The organism is Tenacibaculum sp. Mcav3-52, assembly GCF_022347665.1.
GTDB classification, from domain to species: domain Bacteria; phylum Bacteroidota; class Bacteroidia; order Flavobacteriales; family Flavobacteriaceae; genus Polaribacter; species Polaribacter mesophilus.
In genome coordinates this window covers 143,641-168,389 of sequence record NZ_JAKRGE010000003.1, presented here as the reverse complement: position 1 = coordinate 168,389, position 24,749 = coordinate 143,641, and the positions used below count along the sequence as shown (strand labels likewise).

The window sequence follows — 24,749 nt, the reverse complement described above, 5'->3', positions numbered from 1 at the left end:
ACCACTTTTTAAAAACCTTAATCTACTGATAAACAAAAGAATAAACTAAAACTCTTATCTATCTCGTTATCTATATTTCAATTCTTATGCCAACGAAAGCTATAAATAATTTAATTTGTAACTTATTTGGTTCTAAATCGTCTTACTAACATCTTATTTCAACATAAAACTAACCAAAAATGAAATTTAACATTTTAACTCTATCATTACTTTTATTACTAATTAACTGTACCTCAAAAACAAACTCTTCTGAGTTTATTGAAAAAGCAGCAGGACGCTATTATTTTAATGCTGATGAAATTATAGAAGTTACTTTTAATAATGACAATAAATTACTTATAAAATGGCGTAATCAAAACTTAGAACCTTTAAAAGTGAATGATTCTTCTTTTTACGTTAGAGAGTTAAATGAAAAACTAATTTTTAATACTTCTAAGAATATGATAGGGTTAGCTGAAAAGCGTGAGCATGAAGGTAAAAAGTATGTCTTTAAAAAACTAAAAAAAGGAGAAAAAACTCCCAGCGAACATTTAGCAGAAGGTAACTTTGAAGCTGCTTTAAAAGGTTACAAAGCTATAAAAGAAAAAGACAGTTTAAATCCTGTAATCAGAGAACGAAATATAAATAGGTTAGGATATCAATATCTTAGAAAAGATGAGTTTGAAAATGCCCTTAATGTTTTTAAAATTAATATTGAATTGTATCCTAACAGCTCAAATACTTATGATAGTACCGCTGATGCTTATACCAGAATGAAAGATACAGCGAAGGCTATTGAATACTATAAAAAAGCTTTAACCATTAATCCTGAAAATAGAAGTTCTAAACGTGCTTTAGAAAAACTTACTTTAAAGAAAGAGGAATAAATAATCTTGAAAGTTTTTTAAAGTAAAATTAACATCGCTATACCTATAAAAACTACAATTTGCGCCCATTTTAAATATATTCCCACCTTTTTGTGCCGTTTAATGTAATTAGAAATTTTTCCTGCCAAAATAGCAATGGAAGAAAATATTAAAAAAGATGTTAAAATGAATAATCCTCCTAATACATAAAACTGGAGTACGTTTGACAAGCTGTCAGAAAACAAAAACTGCGGGAAGAATGCCAAAAAGAAAATCGTAACCTTAGGGTTTAATACATTCATCCAAAAACCTGTTTTGAATAACTGCATTGTTGATTTTTTCTGAACATTCTCAGTAGAAAAGGCAATTTTAGCATCACTTTTATATACTTGAAATGCTAAATACAGTAAATATCCTGCTCCAAATAACTTGATGATAAAAAACAAATTCGGATTCTGTTTGATGATTTCCGATACGCCAAAAGCCACCAAAGTTGTATGAATGATACATCCTGTCATTAAACCAGCAACTGTAGCCAATCCATATTTTTTTCCATTGACAATACTTTGGGTTAAGACAAAAATATTATCAGGACCTGGTGAAATCGCTAAAGTAGCCGTGGCTAATACAAAAGATATGAGGGTTTCTAGCATAACAATTTTTATTCTATGATTTATTTAAATCACTATAGTTTGTATAATCTTCAAAAGTAACATACTCTTCAGCAAAATACATTACTTTTTTTTTATCAAGCTTAGAAAGAAAATCTTTTCTCCAGTTTTTAATATCATCACGCAAATCTTCTATGACCAAACCTAAAAAAGATTCAAGTTCTATTCTTGAGATAGTACATTTAAACAATGCTTTTTTATCTTCATATTGAGTTCCTTTGTTATTTATGTTTGAAGGTATAAACAAACTTATTTCCTCTAATTGTGAAAAGTCTCTAAACGCTCTTGTCGAGTTTTCTAATATTTTTTTGTAAGCATAATACTCTGTATTTGCAAAACCTTCCTTATAAAACAAAACTCTTTTTTTATAATCTGATTTTTCTTTATCAAAATACCCTGTGTTTTGTTTATTACGCTTATAAAACTCATGTTTAGATAGATATTGCCCTTTAATGTTTTGATTAAAAAAGTAATCTATTGAAATATCTATCTTTCCTAATTCATTAAAATTTAATATATCTAAATTTAAGCTAGAATACTTAACCCTATTCTTTGCTGCAGGAGTATAACCTTCATTTGTAATTAACAATCCAAAGTTAGCATTAACATCTTCCATCATTCCTAAAAAACTTTCTATATCTTTAACATGAAGCTTTTTATTATAGAACTTACAATCAACTATACCTAAAACTTTTTTACCTGCTATATGACCTCGTAAAGAAAAATCTATTTGTCTATCAATTTTACTATATAAACCAAAAATAGAGTCATTATACTCAATTTCTGACTCTGGATAGTTCTCTTTTAAAGTTTTATATATTTCTTTCTCGTATTCTTTCCACATTAAATTTTATTAATTCATTTTTTCTAAAATAGCTTTATTGATTCTTTTTACCAAACTAGGTCCTTCATAAATAAATCCTGTATAAATCTGCACTAAGTCTGCTCCTGCTTTTAGCTTTTCTAAAGCATCTTTTTCAGAATGGATACCTCCTACTCCAATAATTGGAAACGCTTTATTAGAGTTATCCGTTAGATACTTAATTACTCTTGTGCTTCTATCTTTAACCGGTTGTCCGCTTAGACCTCCATTACCTATTTCTTGTAAACGTTCTTTAGAAGCTTTTAAATTATCTCTATTTACCGATGTATTTGATGCTATAACTCCATCAATTTTAGTTTCAGCAACCAATTCAATAATCTCATCTAATTGTTGATTGTTTAAGTCGGGAGCAATCTTTAATAGAATTGGTTTTTGTGTTACTTTAGCATTATTCAATTTTTGAACTTCAGTAATCAATTCCTTTAAATAATCAGCATCTTCTAATTTTGCATGGCTAGATACATTCGGGCAGCTTACATTCAATACAAAATAATCTACATACGGGTGTAATCCTTTAAAACACGTAATGTAATCTTCTGTATAATTTTCGGGAGATGTATTCGTGTTCTTACCTATGTTTCCTCCAATAATTATTTTTCCTTTGTTCTTTTTTAATTGCTCAATCGCTGCTGTTAACCCTTCATTATTAAACCCCATTCGGTTGATAATTCCTTTATCATCTTTTAAACGGAATAAACGTTTTTTCGGGTTTCCTTCTTGACCTTTTGGTGTAACCGTACCAATTTCAACAAAACCAAAACCAAAATTAGCCAACTCATTATACAGCACTGCATTTTTATCAAATCCTGCTGCTAACCCTACAGGGTTTTTAAACGTTAATCCGAATAAATTGCGTTCTAACTTTTTATCGTTTACTTGATACACTCCTCTAAAAATAGAAGACATTCCTGGTATTTTCGATAAAAACTTTACGAGTGAAAATGTAAAGTGGTGAATCTTTTCAGGATCAAAAAGGAAAAAAATTGGGCGAATCAGTAATTTATACATTAGTTTATTTTAAGTATTGTTCTTTATTAAATATAAAAAAAGCTCCAAAAATGGAGCTTCTGAATTATCGTAATACAGCATCTAAATTCTTTTCGAATGTTTGCTGTAGTTTCTGCATTATTTTGTCTATTTGCTTATCTGCTAATGTTTTGTTTTCATCTTGTAATACAAAGCTTACTGCATACGACTTTTTACCTTCTGGTAATTTGTCTCCTTCATACACATCAAATAAATCCACTTCTTTTAAAAGTTTTCTTTCTGATTGAAATGCTAAGTTATAAATTTCTTTGAATTCAACTTTATTATCCAATAACAACGCTAAATCACGCTTTACAGCTGGAAACTTAGGTAAATCGGCTACTTTTATTTTTTTCTTACCTACTAATTCTAAAATATTCTGCCAGTTAAAGTCTGCAAATAAAACCTCTTGTTTTATTGAAAACTCTTTTAAAATCGCTCTTTTAACAACTCCTAACTCTACTAACTTAGTTTTTCCTAAACTTAACGTAATTCCTTCAGAAAACACATCTGATTTTGTTGGAGTAGTTTTTAATTTATCAATTCCTAAACGACTTAATAAAGCTGTTACAATCCCTTTAACATAAAAGAAATCTGATGTCTGTGTAGCTACCTTCCAGCTATCTTGTGTTCTATTACCAGTAACAAATAATGTTAAATGCTTATCTTCTTGGTATCCGCTTTCATATTTATGATACGTCTTACCAAACTCGTAAAACTTTAATGAATTGTTCTTTCTGTTAATATTGTACGCTACAGATTCTAAACCACTAAATAGTAACGATTGACGCATTACTTTTAAGTCGTTACTTAACGGATTCAACATTTCAACGTTAAAATCAGCATTTAAGTTCTCAGACAATTCAATATAATCTGCCTTTGTTAACGAATTTGCCATGGTTTCATTAAACCCTAACGATGTTAACTGGTCAGCAACAATATTCTCTATTTTAACTTCTTTATCACTATCAAAAGAAATAGACGTATTTAATTTATGAGAAAATTCTACATTATTATATCCATAAACACGTAAGATTTCCTCTATAATATCTGCTTCACGTTGTACATCTACACGATACGATGGTACTACCAATCCTAAACCAGCTTCAGTAACACTATTAATTTTAATATCTAATGAAGCTAAAATCTTTTTAATCGTTTCCTTAGGTATTTCTTGACCTATTAATTTATACGCATTTTCAAACGATAAAAACACTTCAAAATCTTCCACCTTTACAGGATAAAAATCTAAAATATCAGAAGACATTTTTCCTCCTGCATATTCTTCAATTAATAAAGCAGCACGTTTTAAAGCATATTTTGTTGTGTTGATGTCAATACCTCTTTCAAAACGGAAAGAAGCGTCTGTATTTAACCCGTGACGTTTTGCTGTTTTACGAACAGACACAGGGTTAAAATAAGCACTTTCTAAGAAAATAGAAGTTGTATGCTCTGTAACTCCTGATTGTGCTCCTCCAAATACACCTCCAATACATAATGGATTATCATCTGCATCACAAATCATAATATCCTCAGATGACAACTCTCTTTCTACATCATCTAACGTAGTAAACTTAGTACCTTCTTCTAAAGTTTTCACTACTACTTTGCCTCCTCTAATTTTAGAAGCATCAAAAGCGTGTAGTGGTTGTCCTAACTCATGCAATACATAGTTAGTAATATCTACAATATTATTTTTTGGAGTTAACCCAATTGCTTTTAATCTGTTTTGAATCCATTCTGGTGATTCTTTCACTTCAACATCAGTAATGGTTATACCACAATAGCGAGGTGCTAAATCTTTATCTTCAATTTCAATATCAATTTTATGAGTACGCTCATCAACATGAAAATCAGAAACAGAAGGAGATATTAACTCAATATTAGTTCCTTGCTGAATTAATCCAGCTCTTAAATCGCGTGCAACACCGTAATGACTCATGGCATCTGCTCGGTTTGGTGTTAACCCAATTTCAAAAACATAGTCTGTCTCAATGTTAAAGACCTCCGAACAAGGAGTACCTGGAGCTAAATTCTCGTCTAACACCATAATACCATCATGACTTTGTCCTAAACCTAATTCGTCTTCGGCACAAATCATTCCGTGACTCTCTTCTCCTCTTATCTTTCCTTTTTTAATTTTAAAGCCTTCTCCTTTTTCATCATACAACATGGTACCAACAGTAGCCACAGGAACTTTTTGTCCTGCCGCGACATTTGGTGCTCCACATACAATTTGTACAGGGGTACCATTTCCTAAATCAACAGTAGTAACCTTTAACTTATCTGCATTAGCGTGCTTTTCACAAGTTAAAACTTCTCCTACAACTACCCCTTTTAGGCTTCCTTTAATACTCTCTACAGTTTCTATTCCTTCAACTTCAAGACCTAAATCAGTTAATAACTCACCTGTTTTCTCTGCCTCCCAGTCTGTCTGTAAAAATTGTTGTAACCAATTGTATGATATCTTCATAATCAATCTCTAATTTTAGCGTGCAAATTTACGCAAAATAAAGGAAAAACTATAAACTAGTTACCTACAAAAGATATACTATTGATTATTAACCTTTTGATAACATCAAAAAATTATATTTTTTATTGATTTGCAGGTGGTTAACAAAAATTTAACTTTTTTCAATAAAATATTATGAAACACAAACTACTCTTCTTCTTTTTAATAGCTTCATTAGCTGTTTTTTCACAAATTCCTTCATATTATAACGATGTTAATTTGAATTTATCTGGTTCAGCATTAAAAAATGAGCTCGCTACTAAAATTATTAATACACATACAACAAACCTATCATACACACCTGGTGTGTGGAATGCACTTAAACAAACTGATTTAGATCCTAACGACGCTAGTAAGGTTTTATTAATTTATGGGTATAGTGATACTGACGGTAATTATGTAACCGATAGAACTAGAAGTAAAGATGCTAATGGTGGTAGTGCTGGTACACAATGGAACAGAGAACATGTATACCCTAAATCATTAGGAAGTCCTAATTTAGGAACTTCTGGTCCTGGTGCAGATGCACATCATTTAAGACCTTCTGATATTTCTTTCAACTCTCAAAGAGGTAGTAAAAAATTTGTAAATGGTTCTGGTAATGCTGGTAGTGTTTCTGGAGGTTGGTATCCTGGAGACGAATGGAAAGGTGATGTTGCTCGTATGATGATGTATATGTATTTACGTTACGGTAACCAATGTTTACCTACGGGTGTTGGCACAGGAGCTACGATGGCTTCTGACTCTAACATGCTTGCTTTATTTATTCAATGGAATGTGGATGACCCTGTATCAGACTTTGAAAAGCAACGTAACCCTATTTTAGAAGGAATTCAAGGAAATCGTAATCCGTTTATTGACAACCCTGCATTTGCTACTAAAATTTGGGGAGGACCTCAAGCTGAAGATTTATTTGGAGGTGGTAGTGTATCAGACACACAAGCTCCTACTGCTCCATCTAATTTAGCTGCTTCAAATATTACAGAAACTACAGTTGATTTAACTTGGTCAGCTTCTACTGATAATGTTGGTGTTTCAGGATATGATGTATACAATGGAACTACGAAAATTGCTACCGTTACAACAACTTCGTATAGCGTTACAGGTTTAACAGCAGCAACTAATTATACTTTTTCTGTAAAAGCTAAAGATGCTGCAGGTAATCAATCTACTTCTAGTAATTCTGTTTCTATTACAACTAACACAAGTTCAGGTGGAGGAAATGGAACAGCTGCGGATTTATTAATTTCTGAATATATTGAAGGTTCTTCAAATAATAAAGCTATTGAAATTGCTAATTTCACTGGAACCAGTGTAAACTTATCAGGGTATTCATTAAAGAAAGCTGCCAACGGTGGTGGATGGACCAATACATTAACCTTAAGTGGTCAATTAACAAATGGTGATGTGTATGTCATAGCTAATAGCAGTGCTTCTAGTACAATATTAAATAAAGCTGACAGAACAGATACTGGTGTAATTTCTTTTAATGGAAACGATGCTGTTGGTTTATTCAAAGGAAATACTCTTATCGATTTGATTGGAAATCCTAATAGCTCTTCAACTTTTGCACAAGACAAAACAATGCAAAGAAAATCTTCTGTTACATCTCCTAACAGTACATATACAACTTCTGAATGGAATATATTAGCAAAAGATACATTTAGCGGCTTGGGAAACCACAACATTGATGGAGGAACTTCTACCCCAGACACAACTGCTCCATCTGCGCCAACCAATGTTGCTGCTTCAAATATTACACAAACTTCTGTTAATTTAAGCTGGACTGCTTCAACTGATAATATTGGTGTTACAGAATATGACATATATCGAGGAAGTTCAAAAATAGCCACTGTTACTACTACAAGTTATTCTGTAAGTAAATTAACAGCCTCTACAAGCTATACTTTTTCTGTAAAAGCCAAAGATGCTGCAAACAATATTTCTTCTTCAAGTAATACGGTAAACATAACAACTCTAGCAAACACAATTTCTTATTGTAGTACTAAAGGGAATAATGTAAATTATGAATGGATTGACAATGTTGTTATTGGTGGAATTTCAAACGCTACTGGTGCCAACGGTGGATATGCTGACTTTACTTCTTTAACTGGAAACTTACCTTACGGAAGTAATACTATTGTAGTAAGCGCTGGATTTGCTAGTTCTTCATACACAGAATACTGGAAAGTTTGGATTGATTTTAATAAAAATGGAACTTTTGAATCTTCTGAAGAAGTTGTTAGTGGTTCTTCATCTAGCTCTGGTAATTTATCCTATAATTTTTCTGTCCCTACCTCTGCTTTAGCAGGCACCACAAGAATGCGTGTATCAATGAAATGGAATGCAGCTCCATCTGCTTGTGAGACTTTTTCTTATGGTGAAGTTGAAGATTATACTATTAACATAGGTAGTAGCTCTAAAGGTTTAGGGTACAACAACATCACTATTGATGGAAAGTTGGGCAATGAAACTTCTATTTTTGATGCTAGTGTTTCACCAAACCCTAGTGTAAACTTTGTAAAAATTAAATTAGCTGATGACAGAAATGCTACTTTTAAAGTTACAACCTTAACAGGACAACAAGTTTTAACAGGAAAAGTTACTCATAATAATCTTGATGTTTCAAACTTACATAACGGCATATATATTCTTGAAGTAAACGACGGTCAAAAATCATTTACAAAAAAAATCATCAAGAAATAGTTTATAGTTATAGAATACTAAAAAGAGCTTCCTAAATTGGAAGCTCTTTATTCTTTTATTCGACTTAAAAGGCTAAACTTCAATCGTAGTTTTTGTTTCCTTTGAAGAAAAAACATAAGTATATAACCACATAAGAGTAAATGTTGGCACAACATCTAACCCAGGCATCGCTTCTTCAATAAAAGCAATCGCTCCTGCTACTTTACCTTTATTTCCTTTATACATTTTTGTCATTATGTACGCTGACGCTGGTGCCCAAACAATATCAGACAACTCTCCAAGCCCAGGTATTAAATAAGATACATACCCAATAGCGTCAAACAACAAACTTAATGCTAGTTTTTGGTACTTTTTTTCTTTATTCATTTAGTATTAAATTAATTCCACACCTAACAAATCAAAATTCAAGCCAAATTTTATAATTTTTATCTTGTAAATTGATAAGTTTGTTCTAAAATACTAAAAACGAATGACTTTTTCTGATTTTATCAATCAAATAGAAAGATTGCAGCAAAAGCAACTGGGTGGTTTAACTTCTCAATTTAAATTAGCTCCAAAGTTAAGAACACGGTTTTCAGAAGAATTAATACTAAGCAAAAATCCAAGAAAAGCAGCTGTTTTAGCGTTATTTTACCCTGATAATAATAACCAAACTCGCTTTTTACTTACTGAAAGAGCTAGTTATAACGGAGCACATTCATCTCAAATTAGCTTTCCTGGTGGAAAATTTGACAAAGAGGATAATAACCTACAAACAACTGCTTTACGGGAAACTTTTGAAGAAGTTGGTTTACACTATAAATCTATTGAAATAATACGACAAACTTCAGACGCCTATATTCCTCCTAGTAACTTTTTAGTAGCTCCATTTATAGGTGTTTCAGAAAAAACACCTCATTTCACTCCAAACGAAGAAGTTGCAGAAATTATTGAAGTTTTATTAGCTGATTTATTAGACGATTCAAACTTGACTTCAGTAGAAATGGAAACCTCATACATGAAAAATATTGAGGTACCATGCTTTAAATTAAACGATTACATTGTATGGGGTGCAACTGCCATGATGCTTTCAGAAATTAAAGATTTATTTAAATAGTTTTTTTTATGGTTTTCTTTTGTAATTTAGCATTTACACTAATAAAACCAGATTATAAAAATGCCTTTATTTAAAAGGAATCCTTTTGGACATATATTGTTCATTAAAAGATTTTTAATACAAGTTCTCGGAGTTATTTCTCACGGACGTTACCGTAAGTTTAATGACCTGCAAATAGAGGGAATGGATGTTTTAAGAAGTCTCCCCGACCAAAAAGTACTATTTATCTCCAATCACCAAACCTATTTTGCCGATGTAGCAGCCATGTTTCACGTATTTAATGCCGCTTTAAAAGGTAGAGATGACAATATTAGAAACGTAGGGTATTTATGGAAACCTAAACTAAATATTTATTATGTTGCTGCAGGTGAAACCATGCGTTCTGGTTTGCTTCCTAAAATTTTTGCTTATGTAGGTTCTGTCTCTGTTGAAAGAACTTGGAGAAGCGCAGGAAAAGATGTAAACAGACAAGTAAAAATGTCTGACATTTCTAATATAGGTAAAGCATTAGATGATGGCTGGGTAATTACCTTTCCACAAGGTACAACTACCCCTTTTAAGCCTATTCGTCGTGGTACAGCCCATATCATTAAAACCTACAAGCCTATTGTAGTTCCTATAGTAATTGACGGATTTAGACGTTCTTTTGACAAAAAAGGATTGATGATAAAAAAACGTAACGTGCTACAATCTATGGTTATTAAAGAACCTTTAGAAATTGATTACGAAAATGAAGATGTGGCTAGCATTGTTGAAAAAATTGAGTATGCAATAGAGCAACACCCATCTTTTTTAAAGGTGTTAACACCAAAACAACTTCAGGAACAAGAAGAGTTTATTGAAAAGAGACGTTTTTGGGGAGCTGATAAACCTAAAGAAAAAGAAAAGAAAGATTAATAACATTAAAATTAACGTTTAAGTTATGGCTGATAAATCTATTTTAAATGAAAAGTCTATTGACTTTTTAGAAAAATACTTGAATAATGCTGCTCCTACAGGATACGAGTGGGAAGGGCAAAAAATATGGATGAACTATTTAAAACCTTATGTTGACGAGTTTATTACTGACACTTATGGTTCTGCTGTAGGAATTATAAACCCTGATGCTAAATATAAAGTAGTTATTGAAGGACATGCTGATGAAATTTCTTGGTATGTAAACTATATTTCTGATGACGGATTAATTTATGTAATCCGTAACGGAGGTAGCGACCACCAAATTGCTCCTAGTAAAATTGTAAACATTCACACTAAAAACGGAATTGTAAAAGGTGTTTTCGGATGGCCAGCAATTCATACACGTAATAAAGCGAAAGAAGAAGCTCCAAAACCAGACAATATTTTTATTGATTGTGGTTGCAGCACTAAAGAAGAAGTTGAAAAATTAGGTGTGCATGTTGGTTGTGTTATTACCTACCCAGATGAGTTTCACATTCTAAACGAGAACAAGTTTGTATGTCGTGCTTTAGATAACCGTATGGGAGGTTTTATGATTGCTGAAGTAGCACGTTTACTACACGAAAACAAGAAAAAATTACCTTTCGGTTTATATATTACAAACTCTGTTCAAGAAGAAATTGGTTTGCGTGGTGCGGAAATGATTACCGAAACCATTAAGCCTAACGTAGCTATTGTTACTGATGTAACACATGACACTACCACACCAATGATTGATAAGAAAAAAGAAGGTCATTTAGAGTTAGGTAAAGGTCCTGTAGTAGCTTATGCTCCTGCGGTACAACAAAAATTACGAGATTTAATTATTGATACTGCCGAAGCTAACAAAATTCCTTTCCAACGCTCTGCCCTATCAAGAGCTACAGGAACTGACACTGATGCATTTGCATACAGCAATGGTGGAGTTGCTTCTGCTTTAATCTCTTTACCATTACGTTACATGCACACTACCGTTGAAATGGTACACCGTGAAGATGTTGAAAATGTAATTAAAATGATTTACGAAAGTTTATTAAAAATTGAAGACGGAGAAGATTTCTCTTACTTTAAATAATATAAATAATCAAACGTCATTACTTATTTGTAATGACGTTTTTTTTACCAGCTTTTTATGGATGAACTTATAGATATTGTCGATGAAAATGGAAACTATACAGGAAAAACTTGTTTAAAATCTGAGGCTCATAAACATGGCTACTTTCACCCTACTATCCATGTTTGGTTGTACACTTCTAATAAACAAATACTACTTCAAAAAAGAGCACTAACTAAAAAAGTTTTTCCTGGTTTATGGGATATTTCGGTTGCAGGTCACATAGCTGCCGGTGAAAACATTAAAATTGCTGCTGTTAGAGAGGTTAAAGAAGAAATAGGTTTTGATATTCTTCCTGAAAACTTACATAAAATAGGTACTCGAAAACACATGGTAAATCACCCGAATGGAATTATTGATAATGAGTTTCATCATGTATTTATTGCTGAATTAACAGTTTCTGTCCAAGAATTAAAACTTCAAGAAGAGGAAGTAGCAGACTTAAAGCTATTTAGCTTAGAAACAATACTGCATACAAAAAACTACGAAAACTTATTACTTCCTCAATATCAAGACTATTATTCTTTTGTTCACAAACATATTTTAAATATTTTAACTTAATTTTTTAGCTTTAATAATTTAGTTTTAATTTTAAAATCAATTAGTTATATTTAGAATGAAAACTATCAAACTATGCTATCAAAACAAGAAAAGTCTGCGTTAAGGAGTAGGTTGTTTCGTCACTTAGACGGAATTGTTACTTGTCCAGCAGCTTACACTTTACATGAAAAAGGAATTACTAACTACTTATTAAAGAAGAAATCTGTTAGTTTAAATGAAATTACTTCCGAATTTAACGCTAATGACGGTTATTTAAATGTGGCTTTAAGAACATTGTGTTCTCAAGGCTGGTTAACACAACATGTAGATAATACACATAACACTGTTCAGTTCGAAATCAATGAAGCTTCAGCTATAGCTTTTTCTTATTTTCACTTATATAAAGAAGCTTTTTTATTGTTGAAATTTTCAGAAAATTATAGCGCTCGAAAATTTGAAATTGAACCTTATGAGAAGCTTGAAAAGCTTTATAAAAACTTTACAAACAACTTCGGAATTAAAACTCCATCAACTTCTGAAGATAAAGAAGCTCTAGCTCAGATCCTTACACATATCGAAGGTATTATTGTTGGTCCAACAACAGTTTTATTAGGTATGAGCGGTATGTTTCATAAATACTTTATGCAAACAAAATTCAGTGCTGATGAGTTTCATAAAGACGCTGATAATTTTAGTCGGCTACTTGATTTATTAACCAATCTAGGTTGGTTTTTCAAGACTAAAGACTCTTATGAGTTTACTGATGAAGGCTTGTTTTTTGCTCGAAGAGCAAGTGCTTATGGAGTTACCGTATCGTACATTCCTACACTCAGAAAATTAGACAAACTTATATTTGGAGACCCAGACATTTTTAGAACTTCAGAAATTGGAAATGACGAAATTCATGTAGATAGAGAAATGAATGTTTGGGGAAGTGGTGGCGCGCATTCAACCTATTTTAAAGTAATCGATGAGATTATTATTAACCTATTTAATAAACCTATCAACGAACAACCTAAAGGTATTTTAGATGTTGGCTGTGGTAATGGTGCATTTTTAAAACATTTATTTAATGTAATTGAACATCAAACTAAAAGAGGTACTATGCTAGAAGATTATCCTCTTTTACTTATTGGTGTCGATTATAACGAAGCTGCCTTAAAAATAACTCGTAAAAACCTAGTGCAAGCAGATATTTGGGCTAAAGTGATTTGGGGAGATATTGGAAATCCGAAAGCGTTATCAGAAGATTTACAAGATAAATACGGAATTAACCTTTCTGATTTATTAAACGTTCGTACCTTTTTAGATCACAACAGAATTTGGCAAGAGCCTGCTCCTAATGATAATTCAACTATTACCAATTCAACTGGAGCTTATGCTTACAGAGGAAAACGTTTGAATAACAACTTGGTAGTAGAATCTTTAAAACAGCATTTTACCAAGTGGAAACCGTTTATTAGTAAATTTGGCTTATTGCTAATTGAATTACACACATCAAAACCTGAATTGGTTGCTAAAAACTTAGGAAAAACAGCGGCTACTGCCTACGATGCTACACATGGTTATTCTGATCAATACATTATTGAGCTTGATGAATACATGAATGCTATGGAAGCTATTGGGTTGACTTATGATAAAAACACGTTTAGAAAATTTCCAAACTCGGAATTAGCAACGGTTTCTATAAATCTTTTTAAATAGAAAAGCGGGGTTTAAACCTCGCTTTTCTATAATTTATATGACTCTTTTCAATATTCTATTTCTCCACGGTATTTTCTTTTACCGATAATAAGTTTGCAAATAACTTATAAGCTCCTGAAACTCCTGCTGGAAGCTCTCTAAAGAAGCTTAACCCTGTATAGATATAGTTTCCTTTACCATATTTAGCAACTAACAAACTTCCTTTTTTTACTGACTCCCCTTTATCATACATAGATAATATCGAAGTGTATTCTTTACTCCATTTGTTAGGAAAATATAAGCCTCGTTCTTGTACCCAACCTTCAAAATCAGCTTCAGTAATTTTGTTTGGGTAATTTAAAATAGAATGTTCTTTAGCTAACAAGGTTACTTTAGAATGTTCGTCTGTTACTCTATCACGTGATAATTGTAATTCATACGGCGCTTGTACATCTACCCCTCTATTCGTGTTGTATTGCACTATTAAATTTCCACCATTTTTTACATATTCTAACAAGTATTTTTGCTTAAACTGCAATTCTTTTATAGTGTTATATGCCCTAATACCAACAACAATTGCGTCAAATTGCTCTAAATTTCCATTAATCTCATTTACATTCAATTCTGTTACCTCGTAGCCAATTTGTTGTAAACTTTCTGGAATAGCATCTCCTGAACCTTGTATATACCCTATTCTTGTACCGTTCTTTTTTATATCCATACGTACAACTTTTGCTTGTGATGGTAATAATACTGACTGTTTAGGAATATGACTATAATTAATTTCTATCAATTCTTTATCATAACTTTTACCTTCAACTTTTGCTATAGCTTTTAAAACTCCTTCTGATTCATTTTGTGTTGGAGTAACCATAAAGTCAATCAACTGAATATCTCCCTTTTGGTCTATAGAAAATTTTGCTTCGTTTGGAGTAACTTTCCACCCTTTTGGTGCTTTTAGAGTAACTATTCCATTTGTATTTTTCGCTCCAGAACGAATTTCTACAGTTACTTTTTGAGATTTTTCTGAAGAAAAAACAAGTACCTTATTCAATAGCTTTGTTGTTACTTTCGGTAACACCTCAAAAGGTTCATAAATTTCTCCTTTATCTCTTTTAGCGTATCTATGTACCACTGGAATTGTAAATGCAATTGGTTGGTCTTCAATTATAATATTGTATTGAATTTGAATTGGCCTTAAAGACTCTGGATTACCTATTAATTTTTGATCGTTTACTTTGTACATTCCCAAATCCCACTGAGTAGCTAACCAATATGGCGAAGAGTAAGAAACATCTTTAGCGATATTGATTTTACTTTTAAAGTTTTGTTTACTATTGGGTGCTAAATCCAATTCTTTTTTGATGTTTTTCCCTTCAGGAAGAATGGTAATTGACGACAACTCCATAGAAATAAAGCTTCTATTTAGTGCTTCAAAATTTACATTAATTGTACTACTTGGAATTGAACTAGAACTTTCTGCCGATGCTTCTAAATATAAACCTGCACAAGCTTTGATAATTTCATTCAATTCTTTTGTCTTAATAGTTCTCCAATGCGTATTTTTTAATTGCCTAACTTTTTTGTATGCCTTTAACAAGTCTGGCAGGTGCTTTGATGGATTTACAAAATCAAAATTTTGTTCAACATCATATAAAATATCTCCTATTTCTCCTCCACCATCTACTCTATTCCATGTTGTATTTATTCCTGAAAAAATATCTTTTTTGTCTTTAGGAAATTCTCCTTTTAAAAACTCTACATATTCTGTTTGACTTCCTCTAGTGGTTAACCTTCCAAACCCTTGGCATAAATGTTGACTGCTTGCTATTGCTGCTACTTCATTATTAGACAATCCTTTTAAAGGGTAGTACGTTCCTATATCAAAGCTTAACATATTACTTTTGTCTGCTTTTTCAAAAGCTTCTTCACTTCCGTAAAACCACCAAGAAGTATTAAAAAACAACCTATTAGGCCTCCATGTATCTGTATACTTTAATTGCTCAGGGTATTTTGATTTATCATTAGCTAAATCAAAAGCTTCAACACTTAACATCGCTGATGAAGTATGGTGACCATGCGTTGTTCCTGGTGTTCTATGATTAAAACGATTGATAATCACATCGGGTTTGAAAGTACGAATTGCCCAAACTACATCGGCTAAAACTTTATCTTTATCCCAAATTTTTAACGTTTCATCAGGGTGTTTTGAATATCCAAAATCATTAGCTCTAGAAAAACGTTGTTCTCCTCCATCTACATTTCTTGCAGCTAACAGCTCTTGAGTACGAATAACTCCCAAAAGTTCACGCATTTCAGGACCTATTAAATTTTGCCCTCCATCTCCACGGGTTAACGACAAATATCCTGTTCTTGCCTTTTCATGATTAGATAAATATGCGATCAAACGAGTATTTTCATCATCAGGATGCGCAGCGATATATAATGCAGAGCCTAAAAAGTTTAATTTTTGAACTTTCTCGTAAATCTGATTTGAAGTAAGTTTTTGTGGTTTTTGTGCGCTTATTGTTAGTGAAATCAATAAAAAAGATAGTAATAAAAGTACTTTTTTGTGCATTTTTAATAGTTTGAATACTACACAAATGTAACTTTTTTAACTAAAGTATAAAGCACATTAACAAAATGCTAACATATTGGAAAGTAACATCTATATGTTAAGCAATAAAAAAACTCAAACTTCACTTGAAGTTTGAGTTTTTTTTGCCTTTTAAAAATATGTTTTATTGTATATAGTAATATTTTCTGTCATATCTATTTCCGATAACTTCAAATTCTATGGATTCACCCTTATACCCAAAATTCATATCTACTAAGTAAAAATTTTTATCAAAAATAAACTTATACTTATTAACCCCTACTCTTTCCCATTGAAATTCTTCTAACTCTTCTATACATTCGCCTGTTGAACTATTAGAACTAAACCAGTCTCTTTTAACCTTGTTATTACTGAAAAATTCAATAGTACTTAATTTTTCGCAACTTGTAAGAGTCATCGGAATATCTGTCTCCTCTAACTTATCAAATACTTCTGCTTCTCTTAAAAATCTTTTTCCTAAAATAGGATCCTCAATAACAACTTCATTACTTTTAGTTTTGCTTCCTCCACCTTTAACAACTAGATATATAGTAACAGGAAAACTCACAGTATTATCTAAGTATAAACTTCCATTATAGTTATTTCCTCCTTCATATCCCGTAGTTATTGTCTCTGAGTCTTTTAATTGCCCATTCATGTATAACTCAAAAGTTAATTTCCCTCCTTCTTCAAACTCATCTGACCGAATACTTAACGAGCTTCCTACATTACTCCAGTTTATTTCTATAAACGGATTACTAGACGCTAAATCATCACTATTACTGCATGAAGAAAATGACAATAGTAGTACTAAGGAAAAAATTAATGCAATTTTTGTTTTTGTAAAATACATTTTCATAGTTTTAAATTTTAATTTGACGCGAATATAGTTTTTTAATCTAAAAAATACTCATCTTTAAAACCTATTAAATACAATTTTTCTTGTGCACGGGTAACAGCCGTATATAACCAACGTAAATATTCAACCGAAGCTCCATCTGGCAAGTATGGTTGTTCTATAAAAACTGTTTTCCATTGACCTCCTTGAGATTTATGACAGGTCATTGCGTAAGAGAACTTTACCTGAAGCGCATTGAAATACTTATTTTTCTTAACACCCATAAATTGCTTGTACTTTGATTTTTCATGTGCAAAATCTTCTTTTACAGCTTCATATAATCGGTTAGATTCTTCATACGTTAATGACGGACTTTCACTTGTAAGAGTATCTAACAACAACACTGTTTCAAAAGGTTTCATATCAGGATAATCAATCATGCGAACTTCAACTTCTGCAAACTTAAAGCCATATAACTCTTTAATTGAATTGATACGCATAACTTCACAAATATCTCCATTTGCTATAAATCCTGCCGAAGAAGAGTCTTTTAACCAGTAGTAATTATTTTTCACTACCATCACGTAATCTCCTGTAGAAATTTCATTTTCTTGTCCGCGAATTTTAGTTCTAATCTGTTGATTGTATTGATTAGCTCTCTTATTTGAACGTACAATAATAGCAGTATCTTCCACTCCTATATCTCCATCATAAGCCATTGTTATAGCATCTTGAATATCATAACCATCTTGTAGACGAATAATGTCGGGATAATTTAAATCAAATTGAAAATGTATTGAATCATTCTGAATTAACAAACGTAAATCGGTTGCATTAGCCAAAATCCCTGAGCCTTCTTCTTGTCTAACCACTTCGTCTAACTCAATTTCTGTAACTTCTTTATTAAACTCAAACGAAAGTTTGTCAGCTTCTAAAGCTGGACTCATAGTTAACTTTACAGGTGGTAACTGTGCCGTATCTCCAATAAAAATAATTTTACAATTTTTTCCTGAGTATACATATGAGATTAAATCATCCAATAAAGAACCATTTTCAAATAATTTCGCGTTCTGCTTTTCATCAGAAATCATAGAAGCTTCATCTACAATGAAAAGAGTATCAGTATGCTTATTAGGTTGCATTACAAAATTTACAGCTCCACTACTTTGCTTTTTAGGAAAGTAAATTTTTTTATGAATCGTAAATGCCTGTCGGTTAGAATATCCTGAAATTACTTTCGCTGCACGACCTGTTGGCGCTAGTAAAACTGCTTTTTGTCCTATTTTCCATAAATTATGTACAACGGTACTTATTATTGTTGTTTTACCTGTTCCTGCATACCCTTTTAATAAAAATAAAGCGCGATTATCATCTGAAAAAATAAAATCTGTTAAGACATCTAGTAACTCATTTTGTTTTTCTGTAGGCGAATACGGGAATTTTTGTAGTATTTCTTTATAAAATTTCGGAGCAGTTTGTATCATATATCAAATAATATTCAAAGATAAGTCTATTTCTAAATAATTATTTTCATCATTGAAAAAAAATTGTAGATTTGCGAATATCATACATTAAAAATTAAAAAAATGAATTTATTATTAATGATTTTAGCAGCTGTTGTAGTTGCAGTTCTTTTAGCATTACTTGTTGTTAAGTTTGTTCCTCTAAAAATGAGATGGTTAGTCTCTATATTATTATTAGGAGCAACTGTCTTTTTAGTATATAAAATTTATAATGGTGTTATGGAACCTATTAATTTTAACAAAGACAAGAGAGTACGTTATGCTAAGGTTATTAAGAATTTAAAGTTGATTCGAGACGCTGAAGTAAAATATAAAGAAGTTTACGGAACATATACTAACAATAAAGATACTTTGCTTGCCTTTATTAAAAATGGTAAATTAGCTATTACAGAAACTAAAAACGTTGAAAAAACTGTTGAGTTAGGTGGTGGTATTACTAAAGATATATCTGTTAAAGTTATTGATACTGTAGGGTACGAGCCTGTTTTAAAATACTTTGAAGGTAAAGAGTATGCTACTATGTTTGATGTTCCTGGTACAGAAGAAAAATTTGAATTAGCTACAGGTAGAGTTGAAAAAGTTGCTGGCTTAGAAGTTCCAGTTTTTGAGGCGAAGGTTTCTAAGAAACCTATCTTAAAAGGAATGAATCCTTCTTTAATAAAGCAAGAATTAGAAGCCATTGAGACAGATCAAATTAAAGGTGAGTTTGTTTCTGTTGGTTCTTTAACTGAAGTAACTGTAGGTGGTAACTGGCCTCCTTATTACGATAAAGGTGACGCAATTGCAAAAAAAGAGTAAAAAAATTAGCGCTAATGCGCAGTATAAAAGTTTATCCATCCAATTTAGTTTGGATGGATTTTCTTTTTGTATATCAAACTCAGAAACAAAAGAAACTCTTCTTTTTACCAAGTATACATTTTCTGACTCTATTGCTTCTCCAGAACTATTACTAGATAAAATCATCCGTGTTTTTGATACTGACAAAGATTTACAACAAGACTTTACAGCTGTTTTTGCCATTCATCAAAACAATTTAGCTACGTTGGTTCCTAACAAGCTCTTTGACAGAAATAATTTAGTTCCATATTTAAATTATAACGTAAAAACATTAAAAACAGATTTTATAACCTACGATTTACATACTGTAATAGCTGCTAATACAGTTTATATACCTTATGTAAATATCAACAACTACCTTTTTCAAAATTTTGGGGAATTTGAATACAAACATCATTCAACGGTTTTAATAGATAAACTACTAAACTATTCTGAGAATGATTCTGAAGATCAATTCTTTGTATATGTTTCTTCTTCTTATTTAGATATCGTTGTTTGTAAAGAAGGCAAACTATTATTTTATAATTCATTTTTATACAATACAAAAGAAGATTTTATATATTACATTCTTTTCACTGCTGAACAATTACAAATGGATCCAAATTCTTTCCAATTGACATTTATCGGTGATATTGAGAAAGAATCAGATATATATTCTATTACTTATTCATACATTCGAAATATTCACTTTATTAATCCAATTAATAGTTTTTTTGCCGATAGTAAAGACTTTTCGAATCACTCTAATTTTATACTCATAGCCTAATGCGAATTATTTCTGGAAAATATAAAAGTAAAAGAATTACAGCTCCTAAAAACCTGCCTGTAAGACCCACAACAGATATGGCAAAAGAGTCTTTATTTAATATTTTAAATAACTTCTATTATTTTGAAAACATTTCTGTACTAGATTTATTTGCTGGAACAGGAAACATAAGTTACGAATTTGCTTCTCGAGGTACTGAAACCATTAATGCTGTTGACGCTCATTATGCTTGTATAAGATTCATTAATCAGACAGCTAAGGATTTAAACATGTCTATTAACAGCTATAAAAGTGATGTATATAAGTTTTTAGAAAAAACGCCCCTTAAAGTAGATGTAATTTTTGCTGACCCTCCATATAACTTTGAAGAAAAACAATTTTTAAAAATAGCTGACATAGTTTTTGATCGCAACTTGTTAAATAATGATGGGCTTTTGATAATTGAACACTCAAAACATACAGATTTATCTCAACATCCCTATTATAACTATGAAAAACGCTATGGTGGTAACGTTTTTAGCTTCTTTGAAATAGTTAATGATAACCAAGAGTAATACTTATAACTAATTTATCTATTAAAACAACCTAATCAACTATAGAAAACTGAATTCCAACGAAATAAGCTATTTATTTTAAAAGCAAGTTATAATTTTATAATATAAATTTAAAACTATGTATTATGGAATTTAAAATTAAAAGCTCTAAAAATTATTTAAAGATATCAGGTGACTTAACTCTTACCAACGTTCAGCTTTTTGAAGTAATGATTTATTCTTTTATAAAAAAATATAAAGACATTAGCATAGATATTAGTAATGTTACTAATATTGATACTCTAGGGGTTAACTCAATTGTAGAAGCTTATCAGTTTTCTTTAAAAAATAAAAAGAATTTGCTTTTTTGTGGCAAAGGCTCAAAAGATATTATGGATGAATTATATTACAGAAATGTGGCATAAAAAAACAGCCATAATTTTATATGATATTATGGCTGTTTTTTTAATTAATAATTTAAGAATACATTTTCTCTCTTAATTCTTTTACTTTAGAGTCCTCTAAATATTCATCGAAAGTAGCATACTTATCAATAATCCCTTTAGGTGTAATCTCTATTATTCTATTAGCTACTGTTTGTGCAAACTCATGGTCATGTGTAGTAAACAATACAGTTCCCTTGAAGTTTATTAATGAATTATTCAACGCTTGAATAGACTCTAAATCTAGGTGATTTGTTGGTTCATCTAGCATTAAAATATTAGCTCTTGTCATCATCATACGAGATAGCATACAACGTACTTTCTCTCCTCCAGATAATACATTACTTTTCTTTAAAGCCTCTTCTCCTGAGAAAATCATTTTTCCTAAGAAACCTCTTAAAAATACTTCCTCTCTCTCCTCTTCAGTTTGTGCGTATTGACGTAACCAATCTACTAAATTTAACTCTCCATTTTGAAAATAAGCAGAGTTATCTGCTGGTAAATACGATTGAGTAGTTGTTACACCCCAACTATATTTACCTGAATCTGCTTCTTCATTACCTGAAATTACTTGATAAAAAGCTGTAGTTGCTTTAGAGTTTTTAGAAATAACGGCAACTTTATCTCCTCTATTCAAATTAATATCAACATTTGAAAACAATAACTCTCCTTCTGCATCCTTTTTTGATAAACCTTCAATATTTAAAATCTGGTCTCCCGCTTCTCTATCTCTTTCAAAAATAATTGCAGGATAACGACGTGAAGAAGGTTTAATTTCATCAACATTTAGTTTCTCAATCATTTTCTTACGTGAAGTTGCTTGTTTAGATTTAGCCACGTTTGCAGAAAAACGACGAATAAACTCTTCTAATTCTTTCTTTTTATCTTCTGCCTTTTTATTTTGTTGAGCTCTTTGTTTAGCTGCTAATTGAGAAGACTCATACCAGAAAGTATAATTTCCTGAATAATGATTAATTTTTCCAAAGTCTATATCAGAAATATGCGTACAAACAGCATCTAAAAAGTGACGGTCATGAGATACTACAATTACTGTGTTATCATAATTTGCTAAGAAATTTTCTAACCAAGAAATAGTTTCAAAATCCAAATCGTTTGTAGGCTCATCCATGATTAATACATCAGGATTCCCAAATAAAGCTTGTGCCAATAATACACGTACTTTTTTCTTAGAATCTAATTCTGATAATAATGTGTAATGATCTTCTTCTTTAATACCCAAATTTGACAGTAAACTTGCAGCAGAAGCATCGGCGTTCCAACCGTCCATTTCTTCAAAACGAACTTGCAACTCACCAATTTTTTCTGCATTTTCGTCAGAATAATCAGCATATAATGCATCTATTTCTGATTTTATTTTGTGCAGTTCTTTGTTTCCCATTAACACAGCTTCTAAGGCAGTATACTCATCAAAAGCATAATGATCTTGTGTTAATACAGACATTCTCTTTCCTGGTTCTAAATGAACTTGCCCTGAAGTTGGTTCTTGTTTTCCTGATAAAATCTTTAAAAATGTAGATTTTCCCGCTCCATTTGCTCCGATAATTCCGTAGCAATTTCCTTGAGTAAACTTTGTGTTTACTTCATCAAACAAAACACGTTTTCCAAACTGAACTGATAAATTAGAAACTGATAACATGTATATTTTTTTAAATTCCGTGCAAAAATATAAAAACTAAAGACTATAAAAGAATTTGCATTAAAGTTTTTAACATCTTACTTTTGGCTCGTTTAAATTCGTTTTTAACAACGAATTAACAGCCTAATATTAAAGAGTTATCTATTTTTGAACTTTAATATTTAGGATAATTTGAATTATGATTAAGTATTTTATACCTCTCATATTAATTGTGTTTATTGGATGTAATAAGTCTGATAAGGATAAGCCTACCTATTTTGGAGGTAAAATTATCAATCCTAAATGTGATTTTGTTGTATTATCAGACAATTACGATTTTAACGACACTATACCTCTTAGCAAAAACAATACGTTCCTAGGTAGCTATAAGAAATTTAAAGAAGGTTTATACATCTTTCATCATGGTAATGAGCTTCAATATGTATACATGCAACCTTCTGATAGTTTGTTAATTAGACTGAATACATGGGACTTTGATGAATCATTAGTTTTTAGCGGTATAAATGCTGAACGTAATAATCTCTTGTTAGAGTCCTTTTTACAATATGAGCAAGATTTTAAAAATACCTTCGCATATCTTTCTTTACCTAAAAATGAATTTTTGGCTAAGATAGATTCAATGAAATCAGATAAAAAGATTATTCTTGAAAACTATAAAACTAACAGTAATGATGTTTCTGGTTTTTTAGATGTTTTTGATATATCTTTAAACTTCCCTTTATATACTAGATTAGAACAATATGCTATTAAAAATTTAAATAATAACATTCAAAATTTTAGTAGTTCTTATTACAGTTACCGTGAAAAGGCTCCTAATAAAGACTCTTTGATGTTTTATGGACCTTACTACAGATTCGTGATGGAAAAAATTAATAATGATGCTTATCAGAAAAGTAACGGAGTGAAAACTGATAAATTCACACAAAATCTTTTGCATGCCATTAACGAAAATGTAACTCTCGAGACTGTTAAAAATAAAATGTTGTACAATGCTGTTATTCGTAATTTTTACGAAGAGCCTAGTAGCGAAGTTAAAAGTGAAGCATTTTTTACTTTTTTTAAGTTAAACACCAACAACGAGCATAAAAAAAATGTTCAGCGTTTGATTAATGATTTAAAAGTTCTAAATAAAGGAGAGAAATTACCTCCTTTCAAACTAATTGCAGCAGACGGAGAGTTAAAAGAGTTTTCTAACATTTCTAAAAATAAAAACACTGTTGTTTTATTAAAAAACTACGAGTATGCATCAGATGATTGGGTTTCTTCTCGTTTCAATTATTTAGTTAAAAAAAATCCTGATATTAATTTTGTTCTTGTTAATTTGTGCGACTCTTCTAAAAGATTTACAAAAAACGTAGATGTAAAATATCAATACACCATACCTAGCGAAAGTGCCGTATGTGATTTTACCACCAGTAAATTTCCTCGTATGATTTTAGTTGATAAAAACGGAATTATTCAAAATGGTTATACTAGCTTATCTGCTAAAGATATAAATCTAGAAATAAGCAACTTACAAAAAACAAAATAGTTAGCCTCTATTC

The 24,749-nt window shown here is 31.0% G+C and carries 21 protein-coding genes; 12 read left to right on the top strand and 9 right to left on the bottom strand.

Annotation, left to right across the window (positions count from 1 at the left end; all coding sequences use genetic code 11):
- Positions 1–179: 179 nt before the first annotated feature.
- A complete protein-coding gene (locus tag MHM83_RS09900) occupies positions 180–866 on the top strand; it encodes a tetratricopeptide repeat protein (protein WP_239179538.1) in 687 nt (228 codons plus the stop codon).
- A 17-nt stretch (positions 867–883) separates the two neighbouring features.
- Here the strand turns inward: MHM83_RS09900 and MHM83_RS09895 are convergent, their stop codons facing one another.
- From MHM83_RS09895 to pheT, 4 genes are all read right to left on the bottom strand, one after another.
- Complete coding sequence (locus tag MHM83_RS09895; RefSeq protein WP_239179536.1) at positions 884–1,498, bottom strand: LysE family translocator; 615 nt, start codon at positions 1,496–1,498, stop codon at positions 884–886.
- 13 nt (positions 1,499–1,511) lie between these two features.
- Positions 1,512–2,360 (bottom strand): restriction endonuclease, encoded by an 849-nt coding sequence (locus MHM83_RS09890; protein ID WP_239179534.1) that lies wholly within the window; start codon positions 2,358–2,360, stop codon positions 1,512–1,514.
- Between the two features lie 9 nt (positions 2,361–2,369).
- On the bottom strand, positions 2,370–3,407 hold the full coding sequence (locus MHM83_RS09885; RefSeq protein WP_239179532.1) for a quinone-dependent dihydroorotate dehydrogenase: 1,038 nt from the start codon (positions 3,405–3,407) through the stop codon (positions 2,370–2,372).
- Positions 3,408–3,471: 64 nt separating this feature from the next.
- The gene (gene pheT / locus MHM83_RS09880; RefSeq protein ID WP_239179530.1) at positions 3,472–5,898 is read right to left on the bottom strand and encodes a phenylalanine--tRNA ligase subunit beta; all 2,427 of its coding nucleotides are present in this window, start codon (positions 5,896–5,898) and stop codon (positions 3,472–3,474) included.
- A 174-nt stretch (positions 5,899–6,072) separates the two neighbouring features.
- Here pheT and MHM83_RS09875 point away from each other — a divergent pair, with 174 nt between their 5' ends.
- Positions 6,073–8,643 carry an endonuclease gene (locus MHM83_RS09875; RefSeq protein ID WP_239179528.1) on the top strand — a complete coding sequence of 857 codons (2,571 nt, stop codon included), beginning with the start codon at positions 6,073–6,075 and terminating at the stop codon, positions 8,641–8,643.
- A gap of 72 nt (positions 8,644–8,715) precedes the next feature.
- On the opposite strand, the gene MHM83_RS09870 is transcribed toward MHM83_RS09875, so the two are convergent.
- Positions 8,716–9,009, bottom strand: a complete 294-nt coding sequence (locus MHM83_RS09870; RefSeq protein ID WP_073182871.1) for a hypothetical protein — start codon at positions 9,007–9,009, stop codon at positions 8,716–8,718.
- Positions 9,010–9,112: 103 nt separating this feature from the next.
- Between MHM83_RS09870 and MHM83_RS09865 the strand changes: the two genes are divergently transcribed.
- The 5 genes from MHM83_RS09865 to MHM83_RS09845 all read left to right on the top strand — a co-directional run bounded on the left by MHM83_RS09865 (position 9,113) and on the right by MHM83_RS09845 (position 14,033).
- The gene (locus MHM83_RS09865; RefSeq protein WP_239179526.1) at positions 9,113–9,739 is read left to right on the top strand and encodes an NUDIX hydrolase; all 627 of its coding nucleotides are present in this window, start codon (positions 9,113–9,115) and stop codon (positions 9,737–9,739) included.
- Positions 9,740–9,799: 60 nt separating this feature from the next.
- Positions 9,800–10,636 (top strand): lysophospholipid acyltransferase family protein, encoded by an 837-nt coding sequence (locus tag MHM83_RS09860; RefSeq protein WP_047789545.1) that lies wholly within the window; start codon positions 9,800–9,802, stop codon positions 10,634–10,636.
- Positions 10,637–10,661: 25 nt separating this feature from the next.
- Entirely contained in the window at positions 10,662–11,750 is a 1,089-nt protein-coding gene (locus MHM83_RS09855) for a M42 family metallopeptidase (RefSeq protein WP_239179524.1), read from the top strand.
- A 57-nt stretch (positions 11,751–11,807) separates the two neighbouring features.
- Complete coding sequence (locus tag MHM83_RS09850) at positions 11,808–12,350, top strand: NUDIX hydrolase (RefSeq protein WP_239179522.1); 543 nt, start codon at positions 11,808–11,810, stop codon at positions 12,348–12,350.
- Positions 12,351–12,422: 72 nt separating this feature from the next.
- Positions 12,423–14,033 carry a class I SAM-dependent methyltransferase gene (locus MHM83_RS09845; protein ID WP_239179520.1) on the top strand — a complete coding sequence of 537 codons (1,611 nt, stop codon included), beginning with the start codon at positions 12,423–12,425 and terminating at the stop codon, positions 14,031–14,033.
- Between the two features lie 55 nt (positions 14,034–14,088).
- On the opposite strand, the gene MHM83_RS09840 is transcribed toward MHM83_RS09845, so the two are convergent.
- From MHM83_RS09840 to MHM83_RS09830, 3 genes are all read right to left on the bottom strand, one after another.
- Complete coding sequence (locus tag MHM83_RS09840; RefSeq protein ID WP_239179518.1) at positions 14,089–16,590, bottom strand: PIG-L family deacetylase; 2,502 nt, start codon at positions 16,588–16,590, stop codon at positions 14,089–14,091.
- Positions 16,591–16,753: 163 nt separating this feature from the next.
- Positions 16,754–17,467, bottom strand: coding sequence for a hypothetical protein (locus MHM83_RS09835; protein ID WP_073182890.1), 714 nt, complete (start codon positions 17,465–17,467; stop codon positions 16,754–16,756).
- A 35-nt stretch (positions 17,468–17,502) separates the two neighbouring features.
- On the bottom strand, positions 17,503–18,930 hold the full coding sequence (locus tag MHM83_RS09830) for an ATP-dependent DNA helicase (RefSeq protein WP_167713926.1): 1,428 nt from the start codon (positions 18,928–18,930) through the stop codon (positions 17,503–17,505).
- Positions 18,931–19,032: 102 nt separating this feature from the next.
- Here MHM83_RS09830 and MHM83_RS09825 point away from each other — a divergent pair, with 102 nt between their 5' ends.
- From MHM83_RS09825 to MHM83_RS09810, 4 genes are all read left to right on the top strand, one after another.
- A complete protein-coding gene (locus MHM83_RS09825; protein WP_047789538.1) occupies positions 19,033–19,767 on the top strand; it encodes a hypothetical protein in 735 nt (244 codons plus the stop codon).
- Entirely contained in the window at positions 19,742–20,572 is an 831-nt protein-coding gene (locus MHM83_RS09820) for a DUF3822 family protein (RefSeq protein ID WP_239179516.1), read from the top strand. The genes MHM83_RS09825 and MHM83_RS09820 overlap by 26 nt, the downstream gene beginning before the upstream one ends.
- Positions 20,572–21,126 carry an RsmD family RNA methyltransferase gene (locus MHM83_RS09815; RefSeq protein WP_239179514.1) on the top strand — a complete coding sequence of 185 codons (555 nt, stop codon included), beginning with the start codon at positions 20,572–20,574 and terminating at the stop codon, positions 21,124–21,126. The genes MHM83_RS09820 and MHM83_RS09815 overlap by 1 nt, the downstream gene beginning before the upstream one ends.
- A gap of 125 nt (positions 21,127–21,251) precedes the next feature.
- A complete protein-coding gene (locus MHM83_RS09810; RefSeq protein ID WP_047789535.1) occupies positions 21,252–21,530 on the top strand; it encodes an STAS domain-containing protein in 279 nt (92 codons plus the stop codon).
- Positions 21,531–21,582: 52 nt separating this feature from the next.
- Here MHM83_RS09810 and MHM83_RS09805 read toward each other — a convergent pair whose 3' ends face one another.
- Positions 21,583–23,205: an ABC-F family ATP-binding cassette domain-containing protein gene (locus tag MHM83_RS09805; protein ID WP_047789534.1), complete on the bottom strand. Its 1,623-nt coding sequence runs from the start codon at positions 23,203–23,205 to the stop codon at positions 21,583–21,585.
- Between the two features lie 178 nt (positions 23,206–23,383).
- Here MHM83_RS09805 and MHM83_RS09800 point away from each other — a divergent pair, with 178 nt between their 5' ends.
- Positions 23,384–24,736 (top strand): hypothetical protein, encoded by a 1,353-nt coding sequence (locus MHM83_RS09800; protein ID WP_073182900.1) that lies wholly within the window; start codon positions 23,384–23,386, stop codon positions 24,734–24,736.
- Positions 24,737–24,749: the final 13 nt, after the last annotated feature.

Excerpts from the sequence above, each read along its gene's own strand:
- MHM83_RS09830 (WP_167713926.1), bottom strand. The coding sequence starts at position 18,930 with ATGATACAAACTGCTCCGAAATTTTATAAAGAAATACTACAAAAATTC.
- pheT (WP_239179530.1), bottom strand. The coding sequence starts at position 5,898 with ATGAAGATATCATACAATTGGTTACAACAATTTTTACAGACAGACTGG.
- MHM83_RS09885 (WP_239179532.1), bottom strand. The coding sequence starts at position 3,407 with ATGTATAAATTACTGATTCGCCCAATTTTTTTCCTTTTTGATCCTGAA.
- MHM83_RS09900 (WP_239179538.1), top strand. The coding sequence starts at position 180 with ATGAAATTTAACATTTTAACTCTATCATTACTTTTATTACTAATTAAC.
- MHM83_RS09875 (WP_239179528.1), top strand. The coding sequence starts at position 6,073 with ATGAAACACAAACTACTCTTCTTCTTTTTAATAGCTTCATTAGCTGTT.
- MHM83_RS09840 (WP_239179518.1), bottom strand. The coding sequence starts at position 16,590 with ATGCACAAAAAAGTACTTTTATTACTATCTTTTTTATTGATTTCACTA.
- MHM83_RS09835 (WP_073182890.1), bottom strand. The coding sequence starts at position 17,467 with ATGAAAATGTATTTTACAAAAACAAAAATTGCATTAATTTTTTCCTTA.
- MHM83_RS09890 (WP_239179534.1), bottom strand. The coding sequence starts at position 2,360 with ATGTGGAAAGAATACGAGAAAGAAATATATAAAACTTTAAAAGAGAAC.
- MHM83_RS09870 (WP_073182871.1), bottom strand. The coding sequence starts at position 9,009 with ATGAATAAAGAAAAAAAGTACCAAAAACTAGCATTAAGTTTGTTGTTT.
- MHM83_RS09810 (WP_047789535.1), top strand. The coding sequence starts at position 21,252 with ATGGAATTTAAAATTAAAAGCTCTAAAAATTATTTAAAGATATCAGGT.
- MHM83_RS09855 (WP_239179524.1), top strand. The coding sequence starts at position 10,662 with ATGGCTGATAAATCTATTTTAAATGAAAAGTCTATTGACTTTTTAGAA.
- MHM83_RS09850 (WP_239179522.1), top strand. The coding sequence starts at position 11,808 with ATGGATGAACTTATAGATATTGTCGATGAAAATGGAAACTATACAGGA.
- MHM83_RS09825 (WP_047789538.1), top strand. The coding sequence starts at position 19,033 with ATGAATTTATTATTAATGATTTTAGCAGCTGTTGTAGTTGCAGTTCTT.
- MHM83_RS09895 (WP_239179536.1), bottom strand. The coding sequence starts at position 1,498 with ATGCTAGAAACCCTCATATCTTTTGTATTAGCCACGGCTACTTTAGCG.
- MHM83_RS09865 (WP_239179526.1), top strand. The coding sequence starts at position 9,113 with ATGACTTTTTCTGATTTTATCAATCAAATAGAAAGATTGCAGCAAAAG.
- MHM83_RS09805 (WP_047789534.1), bottom strand. The coding sequence starts at position 23,205 with ATGTTATCAGTTTCTAATTTATCAGTTCAGTTTGGAAAACGTGTTTTG.
- MHM83_RS09800 (WP_073182900.1), top strand. The coding sequence starts at position 23,384 with ATGATTAAGTATTTTATACCTCTCATATTAATTGTGTTTATTGGATGT.
- MHM83_RS09845 (WP_239179520.1), top strand. The coding sequence starts at position 12,423 with ATGCTATCAAAACAAGAAAAGTCTGCGTTAAGGAGTAGGTTGTTTCGT.
- MHM83_RS09815 (WP_239179514.1), top strand. The coding sequence starts at position 20,572 with ATGCGAATTATTTCTGGAAAATATAAAAGTAAAAGAATTACAGCTCCT.
- MHM83_RS09860 (WP_047789545.1), top strand. The coding sequence starts at position 9,800 with ATGCCTTTATTTAAAAGGAATCCTTTTGGACATATATTGTTCATTAAA.